This is a genomic window from Mycolicibacterium sphagni, from assembly GCF_002250655.1.
In the GTDB taxonomy this organism is placed as follows: Bacteria; Actinomycetota; Actinomycetes; order Mycobacteriales; family Mycobacteriaceae; genus Mycobacterium; species Mycobacterium sphagni.
In genome coordinates this window covers 168510-186955 of record NZ_NOZR01000007.1, presented here as the reverse complement: position 1 = coordinate 186955, position 18446 = coordinate 168510, and the positions used below count along the sequence as shown (strand labels likewise).

Genomic DNA, 18446 nt, shown 5'->3' with positions numbered 1-18446 from the left:
CGACTTACGAGACGAACGTGACCATATGGACCACCGCGACCGTGACCGCACCGATAGCCGTACACAATGCCTGCAGCCGCAGGAACGCGGTGGTGTGGTCGGGCCGCCGAGACCCTCCTTCGGGTATCCCCCGTTCACGCCGGTAGCCGGCCAGCAGGAACAGCAAGCCTGAGGCGACGAACAACGCGATGGCGATCATCGGTCACGCCCCAAGCTGATAAAAGGAGCCTCGGGCCGTTTGAGCACCACGATGCCGCCTGAGTCGTAAACGGTCTGATAACCCTTCTCCGTACGAAGAAGATCGATCGCCTTGTCCGCCGTCGCGCGACTGACTCCGAGGCTGTAGCGGATGAAATTCTCATCCTGTTGGGTGTTCGAAAAATAATCGACTGCGGGCTTGGCTGTGCAGTCAGCCAGCTTCTCGGCGGAGACAAAGCACCGGTCCTCCAATTCGAAGGTTCTCGGCACCCCGTAGAGCGCGCCTTGTCCCCAATAACCCAACCCGGAATTGCGAAGTTGGTCGACCAGTTGGCCGGCGATCTCCGCCTCATGCGGCGTCGTTCGTTCAAATGAGATGTTCAGGCCGCGGTTGGCCGTCACCAGCAGAGCCAGGACGAACAACACGCACCACGAAGTCGCAGCAGTCAGACGGCGCAACGCGTTTCGACTGGTGCGCGGACGCAAGAGCGGCATGACCGACAGCGCCGCCAGCGGTGAGAGTACCGGCGAGGCGTACAGGAAGGCCCGAATCGCCACCTCACCGCCGTAGCTTTGCAGCAAGACGAGGGTGAACGGAGCCAGCGCGACGGCGGCCGCCAGCACAGGCCTGCTCCCCCGCATCCGGCGTAATCGGAGCCAACCTATACCTGCCATACCCATCAGCACCAAGGCAGCGACAATGCGGAGCAATTGCATACGGCTATAGACGGGATCGCCCGTAATCTTTTCCGACACACTGGAATTCAGATTCTGATCGACGCCACCGATGTCGGCGATAACCTGGCCGAGGTGGCCCTGCCAGTAGGGGTAAGCCCCGTAGCAGAACCACGCGATGAACAGGACGGTCGCAACTAGCCACAGCAGGTTGTAGCGAGTCACCCCGCAGATCGAGAAGATCAGCAGCGCGCCGATCGAGGCCAGTGGTGTCAGCTGGTGTTCCACGACCATGGCGGCCAGGATCACCACCAGCACCAGTTCCATCGCCAGAGTCGAGGACCCGTCGCACCCCGGCACCCGGCCTGGCACCCGCATCCACGCGGTCGTCAGGCGCTTGAACCGGTCACCGGGAATCCGTGGAACGTTGGAAGTCCGCAGCTGCCAGAACAACACCGCGAGGATCGTGGCGTAGAACTGCATCGCAACGGCCTGCGGTGCGAAGTAATCCTGCTGGTACCAGTTGAACAGGATCAGCATCGTCACGCCCAACCAGGCGATTCGCCGGCTCCCGGTAATGGCCAAACCGACCGCGTGGACCGGAAACATCAGGCATACGCCCATCACCAACGACGCGCTGACGAGCAGAATCCCGGAATCGTCCAGCCCAGTGGTGGTAACAAGGTTGGCTCCTGCCGAGAAGAACCCCGCCCAACTTATCCTGGCGTCGACGGGCGGGGGCAGACCGCCCAGTTGCACCATCCAGTTCGTGATCATGCGATGCACATAGGCCGTCACGAACGGCGCCGTGCCCATCGACCACGCGACTGGCATGGTGATGTAGGTGATCAGTACGACATTGGAGGCCGCTATCACCGGGCGGTCCAGGGCGGCACGCCGGTACTCGATCACCAGCAGCACACACAGCAGCGCCATGCCGGCGAAGTAGTCCAGTCCAAGTGCGCCGATGAGCCCGAGGCTGCCCGCCGTTTCCACGTTGAGCCGGTGGACCGCGGAGAAGAACAGAAGTACCACCACGAGGAGCAGGCTCACGCTGATCCCGCGATTGCCGGTTGACGCCACGGAGCGTCGCATCCAGCGCAGCATCGCCGAGAGGCGGGCCTCGGCCGCGTTCGGCGCGCGGCTGAGTTCCTGGTTTTCGCGATGCCATCGAAGCGTGAGGACGCCAGTCGCCACGCCGCCGGCCGCCAGCACGGTGTACTGCACCAGATACGGCTGGTGCAGAGATCCCGCATAATTCAATTGGGCCAGAAGCACATTGACAGCCAGCGACACCGAGACCGCAACACTTGTGAAGACTCCGTTGGTCGGCATACGCAGCAGCGCGGCGATGGGAAGACCGGGCATTGTCAGCACCGCGAGCACGCCGACGACCGCACGGACCGCCGGGGGCAACACGCCCGCGGCGCCGAAGGCCGAGAGCACGGTGACCGTGTACGAGGCGAAAATCACCAAAACCGACGCGGCGATGACGAGCGGCGCCCAGACCGGTAGTTCCCGGCTGGCAAGAAGTTGCCTTGCCGCACGCGCCCTCGATCCCCCCGGCGGCGCCGGGGAACTTTCGAGGCGAAGTAACACTGGGTTCAGCCTACCGATTAGCTGTTACGGGTTCTGACATCACGAAGCACCCGCATAGGACCAGATCGAAACCCAGTCGACCTGCAGATGTCCGCTGTCGGTCCCGTTCCCGTCGGTTTCGACTTGCAGTTGCCAGCGCATCGGCTTGCTCGGGACGTACTTGGTGCTGTCGAGCACGAGGACGTCATCGAGGTAGAACCGGACGTGGCCCGGTAGCCATTCGACGGTGTAGACGTGCCAGCCGGTGAATGCCACGCCGGTATTGACGCCGTCCTGGCCGCCCGCCGCCCGAGCGTAGTGGGCATAAGCGTTCGATGTGGACGACAGTGCTCCTTCCGGGAAGTCCTCTTCACCATCGTTGGGCCACAGCTCGGATTGGGGCCATAGCAGGAATGCAATGTGGTATTCGCTCAGCGTCGGGGTGTCGACTTTCAGTCGAGCCGAGTAGCGGCCATACGTCTGATATTGGGTGCCGTTGGGCAGGACTGGCGACGGGTTGGCGCCGGCCGGCTGGCCGTTGACGTTGTGCAGATAGAAGTCCAAAACGCCGTTGGACACACTGAGCACCTGATCGGCACGATACGGACGGTGTTGATAGGTGTCGGTGTAGGTCTGCGGATAAGTGAGCCACTGCTGACCGTTTGCGCCCACATAGACGACTTTGTTCGGGTCCGACGGGTTGGCCCAACTACCCAGCGCGGCGTCGAGGGTGAAGTCGTCGGCGAAGATGTGCGTCCAGCCAGGAAGATTCGCCACCGGCGCGGTGGTCAGAATGTCGGGGCTGGTGCTCGCCGAGGCCGCCACGATGCTGACGGTGTCGACGTAGAGCACTCGTGAGCAGCCGAGCCACAACGGGTTGGTGAGCGAGACTCCGATCGTGTGGGAGCCCGCCGCGATCGGCGCGGTAGCGGTGTAATCGGTCCACACGGACGCTGTGACCGAGCTCGTGCCGACGTTGACCCCATCGACCGACACCCTTCCTATCGGGGCGCCAAAACACTGCTGCGCCTTGGCCCGAACCACCACCCGGACCGAATCCGGAATGGTCAGCGTGGTGGCGATGGTCACCGCACCGGTCAGGGCGATAGCTTTGCCTCCCGATGCCGTCGCGTCGGAGTAGACCGTGGTCCCCTTACCTGCCGTGACGGACATCGACTCCGCATCGATGGCGGTAACGGCAGCAGCTCGGGCCGGCGGTGCCACCACGACCAGAACCCCACCCCACGCGACTGCGACTGCCGAGACAATTGCCGAGCAGGACCGGAACATGTGGCTCCATCGCGATATAAGGCACCTTCAACTCGAGGGCAGGCAAAGTCACAATATTCTCAGCAACACCATTCTTCACACAGTGCTCACTTATCACTTTGGTAACAACTCATTCGTGGTGGGTTACACGGCCGGTCCGAAGCCGCACGATATGTGCACCGCATCCGTATGAAGACAGCAGGGCAGTTCTCTCCGTGATTGCACTGCGAACGAGCTCGGTACAAACAAGGGACCGGAATATGAGGTCGAATTCAGCCGTCACGTCGCCGCGAGATACGGCCGGTCCCGAGGAACGGATTGGGGTACTGATTCCGGTGGCCGAGTATGGTTCGAGTTGTATGCAACACCGGAACTGCAGATGTGGGCACGACCGTCCGGCGCATGACCATTACCGACGCGGGACGGACTGTGGCCTGTGCGGATGCGACCGCTACCGCCGAGAAGTCCCAACGGGCTTCGTGCAGCGATGGATGGTCAGCCTGCGGCGAGGCGGGAAGCCCGCGCAGTAGCCCGACTGGATCAGGCGAGCGTTCGGTAGACTGGCTGTATTCGCCGCCGCGACCGGTGTTTCCAGACCTTGGTCGATATCGCGGATTCGAGTGACCAAGGAAGCACATGCCCGTCCGAATATCACGCGCCTGCCGCGTTGCGATTTCGTTGATCGGTGCTACGTCAGTGACGTTGGGGTTGACCGTCGCATCAGCCGCTCACCTGCACTCGATCGCCGATGCCGATACCGGCAACGGCGGGTGCCCCCACACCGCTGCGGCCGCCTATGGTTGGGGCGAACCCAGTCGCACCGACTCATTCGCTGACCCTGCGACACTGGGTGAGTGGTCGATTTACGACGGGCCCGGCCACAATGACAACGGTCGTCGCACGCCGGCTGCGGTGTCGGTGGCCGACGGAAAGCTGAACATCACCGGAGACGCCGAAGGGAATTCTGGCGGTATGGCTTGGTTACCCGGGCAACTGCACGGTCGGTGGGAGGCGTGTGTGAAGTCTTCGCCGTCGGGTCCGGGATATCACGCGCTCCTGCTGCTGTGGCCAGACGCAGAGAATTGGCCCGTCGGTGGCGAAGTCGACTTCATGGAGATCGCCGATCCGACCCGGCAATCGGTCGAAGGCTGGCTGCACTACGGCCCGGACGACGAGCGCGAATCGGGTTTGGTGAATGTGGATTCAACCCAGTGGCATAGCTGGGCGGTCGAGTGGACACCCGAGCGGATCGCAATGTTCGTCGATGGCGTTCAGTGGTGGGAGACCACCGACCCCGCACATCTACCGCCTGGACCGATGCATCTGTGCATCCAACTGGACAATTTCGGCGATGACCTCGGCGGTGGCGCCAATATGGCGGTCGATTGGGTTCGCCAATACTCCCTCTAGAGCTCGGATTGTGTAAAGACCCGAAAGTGCCCGTCCCACACGGAAAGCCCCAAACATCCTCGCGCGACGGCCTATTGCCAGCCTGCCGACGTGGTGATCGCCGGACCTCGCTTGGTGTAAGCGGCCTCTGCGCGCCGGCTCAGCCCCGCCAAGCGGATGTCGCCGCCGTAATGTCTTAGCACGCGATAATCCATGATCCGCCGCCACAACGGCGGGATCAGAGCGATGAGCATCATGCTGCCGTAACCCGCAGGCAGCTGAGGCGCCTCCGCGCGATGGCGCAGCGCTTGGTAGGGCCGCAACGGGTTGGCGTGATGGTCGGAATGTCGCTGTAGGTGAAAGAGGAAGACATTGGCGACCATTGTGTCGCTGTTCCAACTGTGCTCGGGCCGTACCTGTTCGTAACGGCCGTTGGGCAGCTTTTGCCTTCGCAGCCCGTAATGCTCCATGTAGTTCACCGTCTCCAGCAGACACACACCCACAATCGCCTGCCCCAACAACCAAGGAAGCACCGCCGCTCCGAACCAGAGCACGAGACCCGAGAAGAGCGCGGCGCTCATCACCCATGCGTTGAGCACGCCATTGCGCAGCGTCCACCGAGAGCGGCCTCGGCGAGCCAACCGTCGCGCCTCGATACGCCACGCCGAGACGGCGCTGCCCACGACCGACCGCGGAATGAACGCATAAAGACTCTCCCCGAGACGTGAGCTTGCCGGGTCTTCCGGCGTGGCGACGCGGACATGGTGACCGCGGTTGTGCTCCACGAAGAAGTGCCCGTAGCAGCTCTGGGCAAGAGCGATCTTGGCGAGTCGCCGTTCAGAGCCCGCTCGAGTGTGGCCGAGTTGGTGGGCAACGTTGATGGCGCAGCCCCCGACGAATCCGACCGTGATCATCAGGCCGACCTTGTCCCACGGGCCCATCGTCAGCCAGCCACCGCCCGCCCAGAGCCAGCAGGCAAACACCAGCGACAGGTATTGGCAGGGCAGATAAAGGTATGTCGCCCAACGATAGAAGGGGTCGGCTTCCAGCCAGGCTAAGGAATCGTCGGACGGGCCGTCCGAATCGGCGCCTACCAGATGGTCCATGGCCGGCATGACCACGAACGTGATTAGCGCGCCGCACCACCAGAACGCCCCCTCGCCGGTCAGATCGGCACCCAGCCAGGACAGACCGACGAGTCCCGGCACGATCGTCCCTAGTAGCCAGAGATGACGCTTCGGATCGCGCCAGTGCGGCGCCGCGGTGCTACTGCGCTCGTTCAGCCAGCCGTTGGCGGGGGCAACTGAAGGCATAGCTCTTTATTTACCCGCCAAGGGCCCATACTGCAAACTCAAGTTCCATTGCCGTACGTGCGTGTCGCCGTCATCACCTGAATGCGCGGGACGGCGCCGTCCCTCCCACCGCGACATTTCCAGCAACTAGCCAAGAAGCGCCGAAGAGGCGCAGCCCCGCTGCAGTTTCCCAGGCGGCGAGGAGCTATTGGATTTGGATGCCGACGCCATGAGTTCGACATCACTTCCGGATCGCCAGCATTAGACGGATGCAATTTGCTTTCATACGATGAGCAACGGTCCTAAAGCCCCGTCTGCCCCCCGCTGGTGCCGCCGAGTCGGCGGGGGCTGGGCGGTCGACGTAAGGAGACGCGTGGAACTCCCAACTCCGCCAGAAACGGCGCTGGGGAGAGTTGCGCGCGCCAGGCGAGCACCATGACGGCCATTTCCCGAAGGCATTTCCTGGGTGTCATGGCGATCGGCGGCGGCGCCGGCGCCGCCGCGCTGGCACAGCTCACTATGGATCGGCGGCCCGCCCACCGGTCGCACTACTCGGCCATCGTCATCGGCAGCGGTTATGGCGGGGGTGTGTCGGCTCTGCGCCTCGGCCAGGCCGGGGTGGACACGTTGATCCTGGAGCGCGGCAGACTCTGGGATACCCCAGACTACGACGGCAAGCGGTTCACCCGGATGCTGCCTCCCGACACCCGAGCCGGCTGGTTCAGCGCTGTCGCGCCCAGTCTGGTGCCGTCGTTCCAGGGCGTCTCCATCGAGGCGGTCGCCGAGCACGTCGCCTCCCCGGAACCGGTTCAAGCGGGAATTTGCGAAAAGACCGACTTCGGCGCCCACACCGTATTTCGCGGAGCCTGCGTGGGCGGTGGATCGATGATCAACGCCGCCATCGCAGCCGTGCCGACGCCCAAGCAGGTGCGCGAGGCCTTCCCGGACATCGACCCGACTGAGTTCCTCGGCACGTACATCGGACGCGCCAGGACCATGCTTCAGATCAGCTACCGCGACATGGGATGGTTCGAGCAGACGCCGTGCATGCAGTTCGCCCGGGTTGGGCGCCAGTATGCCGCCGCGGCCGGTTACGGCGTGGACTACAACGGCAGCGCCTATTCGTTCGACTATCTCCGGCGGGAGGAGGCGGGCGAGGTTCCGCGTTCGGCGCTCAACTTCGAGCAGCAGTACGGCAACAACTACGGACGGGTGGGCAGCGTCGATCAGACATACCTCAGGACGGCGCTGGCCACTGGCAGAGTCACCCTCAAGGCGCTCACCGAGGTGACCGACATCCGCCGCGAACCGTCAGGAGAGTGGGTCGTCTCCACCCGTGAGATCGACCGGTGGGGAAAAGAACTGCACCGCGACGAGATCGGTTGCGATCAGCTCTATCTCGCTGCCGGGGTGCTGGGTACGACCAAACTGCTGTTGCGGGCCAGGGAGACGGGCGCGCTGCCCGACTTAAGTGAGGACGTCGGCCGGGGATACGGCAACAACGGTGACATCATGGTCGGACACATGCTCAAGGACGAGGACCCGGCCGGCACCGACCAGTCTCTGATGGGCCTGATCAACGTCGACGGCCGGGACGACCCGGACAACCCCGTCTATGCGAGCATCTTCGCTATCCCGCTTCCCGTCGAGACCCACGCGCTGGGCTACTACGTCATGGTCAAGACCGCGGACCGGGCCGAGATCAGCTATGACCCCAGTGCGGACTCCGTCGACATCGACTGGCCTCAGCACTACACCGATCATCTAATCCAACGGGCCGGAGCGGTCTTCGACAAGATCACCCGCACCAATGGGGTGGGCTACCGGGACGACCTGTTCAACGGGAACGTGTTTGCCCCCAACACCGTTCACCCGATGGGTGGCTGTGTCCGCGGGATCGCGACCGACCTGTACGGAAGAGTCAGGCACTACGACAAGCTGTACGTCAATGACGCGTCACTGCTCCCCGGTTACCTGGGCTGCAATCCGTTCCTGTCGATCACCGCACTCGCCGAACGCAATATCGAAGCCATTCTGCAAAACCGTCGGTGATGCCGATGCGCGCCTGCCAGTCATCGCGTTTCGACCTGCCCGTGCCGCCGATCACCGATGCACTCAGGTGACCGTCGGTCTACTTCCGCCAGCCAAGCCAGCCGCCGTCGCGTCGACGCGGACGTGTCGAAGCCAGCCGATCACCAACGGTAGCAACATCACCGCCGGGATCGCCTCGGCCGTAAGGTATGCCCAGCCGACACCGACCAAGCCGAGATGCGGTGTTATCAGCAGCGTCCCCGCGACCACGGTCACCGCGGAAATGCAGCGGGTTACGACCATCAGCTTGAGTTTGCGACGCACTCGGGCGAAACCCTCGTAGATCGCGCTTATCGCGGAGAGCGGCACGAAGACCGCTGCCAGAGTGAGCAATCCGCTCCCCTGTGCCCGGTAGTCAGCCCCGATCATGCCGAGCACGAACGGCCCGACCAGGACCAGTCCCAACGCGCCGGCGACAGACACCACCACCATCATCTGGACCATCCGGGTGGAGAGCGCCGCAACCCTGCCGGGGTGGGTTGCCACCTCGGCGACGAACGGACTCATGACCAGGTGGACCGCGAAGTAGAGCGCATTGATGATCGCCCAGGTCACGGCGAAGTGCGCGTTTGACGCCGCGCCGAACCGGCTGACGATGATCAGCGGTACGACCAGCGGCCCGATGATCCACAGGCTCGTGATCCCGAAGGACGAGCCGACATAGGACAGCAGTTGGGAGCGGACCGGAAGTTCAGCGCTCTGGCGGAACTGCTCGTGGGTCCGCCACCGGCGACGCATCGCAGCCAGCACGAACAGGGTTCCGACGGCTGCGGTCGCACCCCACGCCAGCACGATCGAGGCTCCGCTGCCCGTCCATACCAGGCAGAACAGGATCGCCAGTTTCGCGATGGCATGGACCAGATTCTTCACAGCCGACCACTTCGTCACCCCGAGGCCGACCGCGGTCTTGTCCAGGAGGGTGAAAACCGCCAGCACCATGACCAGCAGCGGATAGCAGAACATTGCCCATTTGGACTCGAAGAGTTCCTCACGTGGGCCGAACGCCACCAGTGCCGCCCCAGCGAGGAGGGCCGTACCGGCCACAATCAGGTAGCCCCACTTGATCAGGGAGCCGGCGCGCTCGCCGGCCAGCGGCAGGAACCGTTCGTAGATGGTGTCGATGCTCAGCATCGACAGCATGGACAACATCAGGGCCGAGGTGATCAACGCGGCCGCCACACCGACCTCGCTTGCCGGATATAGCCGGCCGGCCGCACCCCAGAAAACCAGACCCAGGACTCCGGTCAGGAGACTGGAGATGATGAGTGAAACAGAATTGACCGTCATGTTGCGCCCAGCAGCGGGCGCCGCCGACTCCCCGGCCTGCTCTGGGGATGCGAGATCGCTGGCAGTCACGACCCAGCGCCCCGCACGCGTGGCGTGACTAGGTACGCCCAGATCCCCTTGAGTACGTAACGCCACGTTCCGTTGCCGATATCCTGCGGCAGATCATCCGCCACCGCAGCAGATGGCGTGGCGCTTTGGGACGCCGACCGCAGATGACGAACCAACGCCGATCCCTGACGGACAACAGTCTTCGCCGCAAGCATCGCCATTGCCGGATCCGAGGCGACCTTAGCCAGCCAAGCTCCCAAACCCAGGCCGTAGCCGCGCGTTTGCGCACGCAGGTCGTCGGCCGTCGAGCGATGCCGATGCCAGGCGATCGCCGCGGGTTCGTTGACGAGCTGCCGGCCCGAGCGCAGGATCCGGAAGAACATATCGATGTCTTCACCACCGCTGGCAGGCGTGCCCGCACCGAGACGTTCGTCAAAGCCTCCGACGCTCAGCGCGACGCGTCGGTCGACGGCAAAGTTGGCGCCGGTTCCGTAGTGTCGGACCTCGAACGGAAACAGCGGGACGTCCTTGGGCGCCTGCGACCATTCGAAGACCCGCACGTCGGCCGACTCAGACCAGCTGACCCGATTCTCGAAATACGCCTGCGCCGGTGTCCGCAGTTCGCCGGCGGGCACCATGCCGGACACACACGCCACAGAGTCGCCGTAGCCAAAGCCCCTGACAAGGATGTTCAGCCAGTCCCGGTCCACGACGACGTCGTCGTCGACGAAGGCCACGACGTCCGCGGTGGCTGCCAGCAAACCGGCGTTCCTGGCTCGCGAGAGACCCGGTACCGGTTCGGTTATCAATCGCACCCGCGGGTCGGCGAGGCCGGTGACGAACTCGCGCGTGGCGTCACTGCTCGGCGCATTGTCGACAACGAGCACACCGAAATCGGGATGGTTCGAGGCAAGGATTGATGCCAGTGCGGATTTGAGCATGTCGGTACGATCACGGGTGCACACAATTACCGTGACGTGTGCGACTTCTGTCGGACCGGTCTTGGCCTGAGCCGACACCGATCGGGTTAGTGAATACTGTTGGGCAACAACTTGATCCCGCAGATCGCTGAACGCGACCTCACTGTCGTTGACGGCAAGATCGACGAATCCGACCGCCCGTTCCCGGCCACGCACTAGCAGGCGTGCACGCGAGAAACCTTCAGCGTTCTGCAGGCGGCACACCGCGGGCCTCCCCGAGCTGACGCTGGCCTGGCTGGCGGAATCGACCGCGTCGAGCCACACTTCGCCGATCCAGATAGCACCGCTCCAGCTCGGCGGCATCGGGTTGTGCAGGACCGGAGCAAGAGTCAAACAAGGGAAGTCAGTGCCGCTCACGTTGCCCTCCTGAACAAGCGACGGCGGAACTTGGCCCGAACGAAACCGATCGTGGTTGCCGCCAGACCCAGGCAGATCACCGCAGCACGGGTCAGCCCATCCCATGTCATCGACATCAACTCCCGCACCACCGCCATCGGCAGCACACGGCTGACATAGGAACGTTCGCTGCTCAATCCGTCTGCGGCCCCTGCGAGTTCGGTGACGACGGCCTTCGACAAGCCCTCGTGGTAGCACCGACGAACGAAGTATCGAAGGGTCGTGCGATCTTCGGAAACATGATGCTTGACGCGGATATCCGGATCGAACAGGACCTGGTTTGAGGCCTCGTGCGCCCGGACACGGATGAAAAGTTCGGTCTCTTCGCAGCCCACTGGAGTGGCTCCGACCCGGCCCACTTCCGATCGGAATCCACCGACTTTATCGACGAGCGAGCGGCGCAGTGACATGTTGCACCCGATTGGATTGCGTACCTGGGCAAGTCGAGTCGGTTGGCCGGTATAGCTGCAGCCGACGACCCAATCGAATTCCGTTGGCAGCCAGGCCGGCCGAGCATCCGGCCACACCGGGCGGGCGTATCCGCCGACGCCCACGACGGTGCCGTCTCGATAGTGGCTCATCAATTTGTCAGCCCAGCCCGGCTCTGCGGCCGCGTCGTCGTCGAGGAACGCGACCACTTCACCGCCCGCGGCGCGAACACCGGTGTTACGAGCTCCCGACAACCCGCGGACATCGCGGTTGGGTATCACCTGAACCCGATCATCCGAGTGGAAGTGTTGCCCAACCAAAGCCAGGAGTTCATCACAGTGGTCAATCACGATGATCAACTCCACTGGGGTGCGGCTGCCAGCCAGCACCGACTCCACCGCTTCGCGAAGCCACAGCCACCGTGCCGGGGTGTAGGCACAAATCACCACGGAGAGCACCTCGGCAGCCGCGGCTGCCGAGGTTCGCTCAGTTGACGAGAGACTCAGTTCGTGTGCCATCGCCACCCAAGTCGCAGCCGCTGCCGGAATGCACGAAGACTACTCAATTTGAACAGCACCGTCCGCTTGAGAAGAACGTCGTAACGGTTGATTTTGCCGACCAGCCGGTCGACGTGAGGAACCCTCCAGTAGGGATCATCGACGATCCTGCGGGTAAGGCTGTCTTGCTGGGCCAGTTGGGTGCGCGCGGATATCGAGGCTGTCAGCGAGCCACCCTGGATCCGATACGCCGCCAGGGTCTCCGGCATGCCGTAGAAGTGACCAATCCGCAACAGCCGGGTCCACAGATCCATGTCCAGCGTGAAGAGGGAGGGCCCGCGGAAGCCACCACATCGGTCGAAGTCGGCGCGCCGGAACATGACTGAGACGGGCGCTCCGACGGGGTTCTTGGCGCTGCGTACGATCCTGCGGATCACCTGTTCGCCAGTTTGGCGCCCGAGGATGCCCCGCAGGCCCCTGGCCGCAAACAACAGTGCGCCCGCGTCGTCGATGAAATCGGTCCGGCTGGCCACCAGTGCGATGTCCGGATTGCTCTCCAGCACCGCCGCCTGCGCGGCGACGCAATTGCGTCGCAGGGTGTCGTCAGCACTGATGACCTTGACGAACTCCCCGCGGCTCAGCTTCACCGCAAGGTTGTGGTTGTCCTCGGCCGGCAAGGTGGTGCGGTTGGTGATCACTCGAACGCGGCTGTCGGTGATTTCGTCGAGGATCAGTCGCGTTTCGTCGGTGCTGTTGTTGTCGACGACGACGATCTCCATGTCAGAGAAATCCTGCGCCAACACGCTGTCGATAGTCGCGCGTAAGAAACGCCCGGCCTGAAAGGCTGGGATACACAGAGACACTTTCGGTCTCGCAAGCTCTACCCCTTGCGCGACTTCCGTCTCTGACGAGATGGCTTTCCCCACAATCGATCACCCCTGGCTTCAAGCGTGTCGCACATCTGGCAGAGACTCACCCTGCAGCTCGGCGTCCAATAGATACCGCGAGCCGGCCGTGACGTTGAGGCTGCGCCCGTGAGCGCCCCGCTTCCAACCACGTCGACGCGCCTGCCGGAACTCCTGCAAAATTGTCCACAAGATCCGCAGACCATCTTTGACGGCGTTCAAGTTGCTGGCACCGTGGATCCGATCGAGCTCGAAGCTGCTCACCTCGGCAATCTGCATCCCGCTGGCGGCTACCCGGACGTTGATCAACGACTCGATCTCGAAGCCGTCCCCCCATTGCGGGCGTTCGATCTCCAGATCGGGTAAGTCCATCACCTCGAGGCAGTCACTCCAAAATGCGTTGTACCCGTAGCACAAGTCGGTGTACTTGGTCGCGAATAATGTGTTGACCAGCGCGTTGAGTCCCCAGTTGCCGATGCGCCGGAGGCGGGTGATGTCGCTGCTCCCGCCACCCTGCACGAAGCGTGAGCCTTTGGCGAAGTCCTTCCCCGAGATCAGCGCCCCGACGAAGCGTGGAATCTCCGCAGGATCGGTGCTGCCGTCGGCGTCGATCATGACGATGATGTCGCCGGAAGCAGCGGCGAAACCACATGCCAGGGCGTTTCCCTTTCCCTTGCGGGTCTGCTCGAGGTGGACGCCGCTGGGCCACAGTTCGCGGGCCACCGCTGCGGTGTTGTCCAGCGAGCCTCCGTCGACGAACACGACCTCATCGATGTCGTGAGGCAACCGAGAGGCGAGATAAGCGAGATTGCGCTCCTCGTTCAGCGCGGGAATGACGACCGAGATCTTCGGTCGCCGCACAGGATGCGACATCACGTCCCAGATGCCGACAACATTGCTCATGGATCAGGTCTCCTCTTGACTTACAACGCTGTCGCGCTCCCCCGAGGCGCACCTCTCCGCCCGTACGGCATCAAGTCGTGTTGGCAAACTAACAAAAATTCGCCAAATTCGCATCACCACGCGTTGTGAAATAGTCGACACTTTTGCCTGACGGACGGCCAACGGGGTTTCTCGGGATTCCGGCTTGGCAACCAGAACGGCTTTTCGGGCGTCGTCGCGTGGCAACCAAAATGCTCGATATGCATTCGGTTTATGACTGAACCACCGACCATCGCCAGCTCGGCGGTCCAGCGCTGCCGAAGCGGCCCCAGCGTGGCCGAGCCGCGCGGCCGCTCCATCATCGATCGAACGAGTAACTGTCATGTCCGAATGTTTGCTGGCGTAGCACCGAACAATGATTCATTGGGCGCGTCGCCGGAGGTGAAACACTCGTCACTGACCCACCGTCCGGCGAGTTCGGGGTAGGCGTCCGAAACCTCCGGGAGCAAATCGGGCAGGGTGAGCACGACCCGGTCGGGATCAGCTGCGATCAATTCCTCGGGCGCGATAATCGGGATATCGGTGCCGGGCATCCTGCGACCCTGCTTTGAGCGGGACGCATCTGCGACCGCCGTGATGAGGCTGCGGTCGATGCCCGCGAGCGCGAACAGCGCGACCGCACGTGATGCAGCACCGTAGCCATAGACCCGGCTCCCCTTACGGGCTTGCCGCTCGAGCCACCCACGCAGCGCCCGGCAGTGGCAGTCGGCCGCGTGCTGCAAAGTCCGGACGAATGCCGGGTCAGTGATCCCTGCCTCGTCCACCAGGAGCCGGCGCACCGATTCGGGCGGGCGCATTTGCCCGTGCGACGCGGCCAACAGCACCGTGCCGCCGTACAGGTCGAATGTCCACGCATCGACCGCGCTCATTCCCGCCCGTTCCAATTGAGCGAGCATCGCGGTGGTCGAGTAGTAGCCGTAGTGGCCGTGCCGCAGGCAGTTCCACTGCTCCTTGGCGACGATCGTCGCCAAGGAGTGGTACTGCACAAGGAGCACACCCCCCTCAGCCGTCGCGGCGGCCCGCCTGGCGAAGGCGCTTTGCTGGTCTGGCTCGTGCATCAATCCGAAGCAATCCAGAACAACATCGGCTACCTCGGCCTGGACGAATCCCCGCTCGGCGAGCATCGGTAGCCAGCTGCCCCCGTGCGGACTACCGAACTCACGCACCGTGGATCCGCGCAACCAGTGGGCAGCAGCAACACGGTTCACGGCATCGGCGGCCTGGCGTCGCAGGGCCAGGGGCTCAACTGCCCGCGGTTCGTCGGTCACCGTGTCGTCTTCGGCCAATTGCGCCAAACCGCAGTCCACGCAGATATTCATCGCCAGCGGGTGCGACGACTCCTCCGGCAGAACGGGACTGCTGGCCTCGGGGAAGAAGTCCTGCGCCGGTACGCAACCCAGCTCCAGCACCCGGGTCAAAGACCGACTTCGGCATCCTCTACAGCGACTCATGGCAGCATGGCTCCGTGCGGATCAGACAAACCGGAGTCGCCGGCGCAGTCCTGCTCGTTCCCCAGCCGTTCCGTGACGAACGCGGCCTCTTCACGCGAACCTTCGACGCCGACATCTTCGATGACTTCCTCGACACACCCGGATTCAGCGCGTCGTTCCTCCAGGACTCGCAATCCCGGTCCATTCAGGGCGCCATTCGCGGGATGCACGGCCGCTCGGGACAGGGCGAGGCCAAGCTCGTCCGCTGCGCGAATGGAGCGGTACATGATGTCATCGTCGACATCAGGCCCGACTCGCCGACCTTCGGCTATCAGCTGTCCGTCCGGCTTGATGATGCAGATTTTCTGCACCTCTACGTGCCCCAAGGATTTCTGCACGGCTTTCAGGCCCTGACGCCGACCGCAGATGTCTGTTACCGGATCAATCGCCCGCATGATCCGAGCGAAGATCTGGCGGTCGCTTTCGACGACGCCGAACTCGACATCGCCTGGCCGCTTCCGGCCACAGCAGTCTCGGCGCGCGACCGCTCCGCCGGCAGCTGGCGTCAACTGGTCAGCCAACTCGGCCTCCCCGAGACATCGCCGCGTCGAGCACGCCCGATTGACGCAGGGCCTTCAGACGCGTCAACCGCGTGAACTCGGTGTTGAAAGCGGCTTCGGTCAGGCCGTAAGCGGTGTACTTGGAGTACAGCTCGGCAGCACCGTCGGCGACCGACCACTGCGCCTGATACCCGAGGCGCTCACGCGCCTTGGTGAAATCGACCCGGTAGGAACGCGGATCCGAACCGGTTTCACCGGTAATGCGCAGCTGCGCCCCGGGAACGACCTCGGTCACCGCGCCGGCGATCTCGGCCACCGTGACGTTGTTGGCCTCGGTGCCGATGTTGAACGCCTCACACCGGATGGCCTCCGCTGGCGCGGCCAAGCACAGGGCGAACGCCCGGGCGATGTCCTCAGCGTGGACCAAGGGCCGCCACGGAGTGCCGTCGGACAGCACTTTGACCGTGCCGCTGAGCACCGCATGGCCCACGAGGTTGTTCAGTACGATGTCAGCGCGCAGCCGCGGCGAAAATCCGAAAGCCGTTGCATTCCTGAGGAATACGGGCACGAAATCGGTATCGGCGAGCGCAGCGAGATCATCCTCCACCCAGACCTTGCTCTCCGCGTATGGAGTCAATGGGCGCAGGGGCGCATCCTCGTCGACCAGACCGTCGCCAGCCGAACCGTAGACCGAGCAGGTCGACGCATAGAGAAAACGCGACACGCCGGCTTCCTTGGCGGCTTGGGCCAGCCGCACCGATGCGCGGTGGTTGATCTCGTAGGTGACGTCGGGGGCGAGATCGCCGAGCGGGTCATTCGACAGTGCCGCCAGATGAACGACCGCCTCCACCCCGTGCAGTTGTTCGGCGGTCATATCGCGAAGGTCTACGGGGCCACCGTCGCCGAGCTGCGGCGGATCCACAGGAGCCGGGCCGAGCACGCAATCGGCGAAATATCCAGTGTCCAAGCCGATTACGCTGTGTCCCGCTTCACGCAGGATCGGCACCATCACGGTGCCGAGGTAACCTTGATGCCCGGTGACGAGTACGCGCATTCAGCAGCCCCCGAGCCTGAGAGAGATCTTTTCAGCCGTGAACGCCTCTGCATGCCGACTGCGGCACTGCACCCCGCGCAAGCGCGTCAAGCCCAGAAACGCCTCTTCGTCGAACCAGTCGTGCATTACCTGCGACTGGTAGTACTTGCACAGCAACCGAGCCTTCTCTTCAGCGACTCCGAATGCCAGCGGGACGAACACATTCGGCTGTGGAGTGTCCGTCTCCCATTTCAAAATTTCGTAGCCGAGATTGATGTGGTCGCGGAATTCTGTTGGCACCAGCTCGGCGAGCAACCGATGATCTTGGTGCGCATCGTGTCGCTGGGGACCGAAAACAATTGCTGGATCGCATGTTTGACGAAAATCATGCAACGCCATCTTCACCGCCTCCCAGTGTGCCGGCGCCCGACCATCCGGAAGGTTCAACACGGTCACGTTCAGTGAGGCCCCCCGGCAAAAAGCATCGAGAGCTGCCCGTTCCTCTGCTTCGCGCTCGGTACCGCCGCCGGACAGGACCAGCGCGTGCACCCGAAGACCGGCGTTGTCCGCGCACAGAGACAGCAACGTACCGCCCATCCCGATCGCGATGTCGTCGCAGTGGGCACCCACTACCGCGATCTCGCTCACCGCACCGGTGGACAGTTCACGCATGCGATAACTCCCACAACGCCCACGGGCGGTTGCCGTGGCGATACCCGTCGTCGAGTTCGGCTCGCTCCTTGAACGTGTCGGCCGGCTTCCAAAATCCGGTGTGCCGGTAGCCGAACAGCCGACCTTGCCCCGCGAGCACTTCACACGCGTCGCCTACCAGGTCCCCTCCCGGCGGTAGGTAGTCGAAGATCTCCTGGGTGAGCACGAAGAAGCCGCCGTTGACCCAGACCTGCAAGTCGGCGACAGGAATGATCTCCTTGACCTCACCGGAGTCCTTCACCTCGACGCAGTGGAACGACTGCTGCGGGGGAACCAGCATCATGGACGCCGCGGCCCCGGAAGCATGGAATCGGTCCACGACGTCGTCCAGGTGCGCGTCGGTGAGCACGTCGGCGTAGTTGGCCAGGAAGTATTCGTCGCCGTCAAGGTAGTCACGCACCCGCCGCAGCCGCTCACCGATTGGTGACTCCAACCCGGTGTCGACAAACGTGATCGTCCAGTCACTGATGTCGTTGTCCAGCAAGTGAACCTGGCCGTCACGCATGACGAAGTCGTTCGACGCCGTCTCCCGGTACTCCAGGAAGAAGTCCTTGATGTGGGAGGCGCCGTAACCGAGGCAGAGTATGAATTCCTTGTGTCCGAAATGCGCGTAGTAGCGCATCACATGCCACAACAATGGTCGCGGCCCGACCATCTGCATCGGTTTGGGGATGTCGTCGTGGACCGAGTTGCGCATCCTCATGCCGTACCCGCCGCAGAACAAGACGACTTTCAT

Annotated in this window: 16 protein-coding genes; 3 read left to right on the top strand and 13 right to left on the bottom strand. The window is 63.4% G+C overall.

From position 1 onward, the window contains the following. Positions 1 to 4: 4 nt before the first annotated feature. The 3 genes from CG716_RS10895 to CG716_RS10885 are packed head-to-tail and all read right to left on the bottom strand — an operon-like array spanning position 5 to position 3741. Positions 5 to 199: a hypothetical protein gene (locus CG716_RS10895; protein ID WP_094479309.1), complete on the bottom strand. Its 195-nt coding sequence runs from the start codon at positions 197 to 199 to the stop codon at positions 5 to 7. Continuing rightward, the gene (locus tag CG716_RS10890) at positions 196 to 2472 is read right to left on the bottom strand and encodes a hypothetical protein (protein ID WP_133066915.1); all 2277 of its coding nucleotides are present in this window, start codon (positions 2470 to 2472) and stop codon (positions 196 to 198) included. The genes CG716_RS10895 and CG716_RS10890 overlap by 4 nt, the downstream gene beginning before the upstream one ends. A 39-nt stretch (positions 2473 to 2511) precedes the next feature. Then, positions 2512 to 3741: a carbohydrate-binding domain-containing protein gene (locus tag CG716_RS10885; protein ID WP_094479306.1), complete on the bottom strand. Its 1230-nt coding sequence runs from the start codon at positions 3739 to 3741 to the stop codon at positions 2512 to 2514. Between the two features lie 675 nt (positions 3742 to 4416). On the opposite strand from CG716_RS10885, the gene CG716_RS10880 reads away from it, so the two are divergent. After that, positions 4417 to 5130: a glycoside hydrolase family 16 protein gene (locus tag CG716_RS10880; protein ID WP_234817797.1), complete on the top strand. Its 714-nt coding sequence runs from the start codon at positions 4417 to 4419 to the stop codon at positions 5128 to 5130. Between the two features lie 71 nt (positions 5131 to 5201). Here the strand turns inward: CG716_RS10880 and CG716_RS10875 are convergent, their stop codons facing one another. After that, positions 5202 to 6422 carry an alkane 1-monooxygenase gene (locus tag CG716_RS10875; RefSeq protein ID WP_094479303.1) on the bottom strand — a complete coding sequence of 407 codons (1221 nt, stop codon included), beginning with the start codon at positions 6420 to 6422 and terminating at the stop codon, positions 5202 to 5204. Positions 6423 to 6836: 414 nt separating this feature from the next. Here CG716_RS10875 and CG716_RS10870 point away from each other — a divergent pair, with 414 nt between their 5' ends. Next, positions 6837 to 8453, top strand: coding sequence for a GMC oxidoreductase (locus CG716_RS10870; protein WP_094479301.1), 1617 nt, complete (start codon positions 6837 to 6839; stop codon positions 8451 to 8453). Between the two features lie 63 nt (positions 8454 to 8516). Here CG716_RS10870 and CG716_RS10865 read toward each other — a convergent pair whose 3' ends face one another. From CG716_RS10865 to CG716_RS10840, 6 genes are all read right to left on the bottom strand, one after another. Further along, complete coding sequence (locus tag CG716_RS10865; protein ID WP_234817796.1) at positions 8517 to 9848, bottom strand: lipopolysaccharide biosynthesis protein; 1332 nt, start codon at positions 9846 to 9848, stop codon at positions 8517 to 8519. After that, positions 9845 to 11164, bottom strand: a complete 1320-nt coding sequence (locus tag CG716_RS10860) for a glycosyltransferase family 2 protein (protein ID WP_234817795.1) — start codon at positions 11162 to 11164, stop codon at positions 9845 to 9847. The genes CG716_RS10865 and CG716_RS10860 overlap by 4 nt, the downstream gene beginning before the upstream one ends. Continuing rightward, positions 11161 to 12150, bottom strand: coding sequence for a glycosyltransferase family 2 protein (locus CG716_RS10855; protein WP_094479442.1), 990 nt, complete (start codon positions 12148 to 12150; stop codon positions 11161 to 11163). The genes CG716_RS10860 and CG716_RS10855 overlap by 4 nt, the downstream gene beginning before the upstream one ends. Further along, positions 12135 to 12992 (bottom strand): glycosyltransferase, encoded by an 858-nt coding sequence (locus CG716_RS10850; RefSeq protein ID WP_234817807.1) that lies wholly within the window; start codon positions 12990 to 12992, stop codon positions 12135 to 12137. The genes CG716_RS10855 and CG716_RS10850 overlap by 16 nt, the downstream gene beginning before the upstream one ends. An 81-nt stretch (positions 12993 to 13073) precedes the next feature. Further along, positions 13074 to 13937 (bottom strand): glycosyltransferase family 2 protein, encoded by an 864-nt coding sequence (locus CG716_RS10845; RefSeq protein WP_094479295.1) that lies wholly within the window; start codon positions 13935 to 13937, stop codon positions 13074 to 13076. Between the two features lie 359 nt (positions 13938 to 14296). Further along, entirely contained in the window at positions 14297 to 15427 is a 1131-nt protein-coding gene (locus CG716_RS10840; RefSeq protein WP_094479293.1) for a transferase, read from the bottom strand. Between the two features lie 14 nt (positions 15428 to 15441). Here CG716_RS10840 and CG716_RS10835 point away from each other — a divergent pair, with 14 nt between their 5' ends. After that, positions 15442 to 16062, top strand: a complete 621-nt coding sequence (locus CG716_RS10835; RefSeq protein ID WP_094479291.1) for a dTDP-4-dehydrorhamnose 3,5-epimerase family protein — start codon at positions 15442 to 15444, stop codon at positions 16060 to 16062. Here CG716_RS10835 and CG716_RS10830 read toward each other — a convergent pair. Genes CG716_RS10830 through CG716_RS10820 form a run of 3 tightly spaced genes read right to left on the bottom strand, consistent with a single transcriptional unit; the run spans position 15980 to position 18446 of the window. Beyond that, a complete protein-coding gene (locus CG716_RS10830; RefSeq protein WP_094479289.1) occupies positions 15980 to 17020 on the bottom strand; it encodes an NAD-dependent epimerase/dehydratase family protein in 1041 nt (346 codons plus the stop codon). The two genes, CG716_RS10835 and CG716_RS10830, sit on opposite strands and share 83 nt — an antisense overlap. Next, positions 17021 to 17671: a PIG-L deacetylase family protein gene (locus CG716_RS10825; RefSeq protein ID WP_094479287.1), complete on the bottom strand. Its 651-nt coding sequence runs from the start codon at positions 17669 to 17671 to the stop codon at positions 17021 to 17023. It abuts the gene before it with no gap. Beyond that, on the bottom strand, positions 17664 to 18446 hold the full coding sequence (locus tag CG716_RS10820) for a sugar phosphate nucleotidyltransferase (RefSeq protein WP_094479285.1): 783 nt from the start codon (positions 18444 to 18446) through the stop codon (positions 17664 to 17666). The genes CG716_RS10825 and CG716_RS10820 overlap by 8 nt, the downstream gene beginning before the upstream one ends.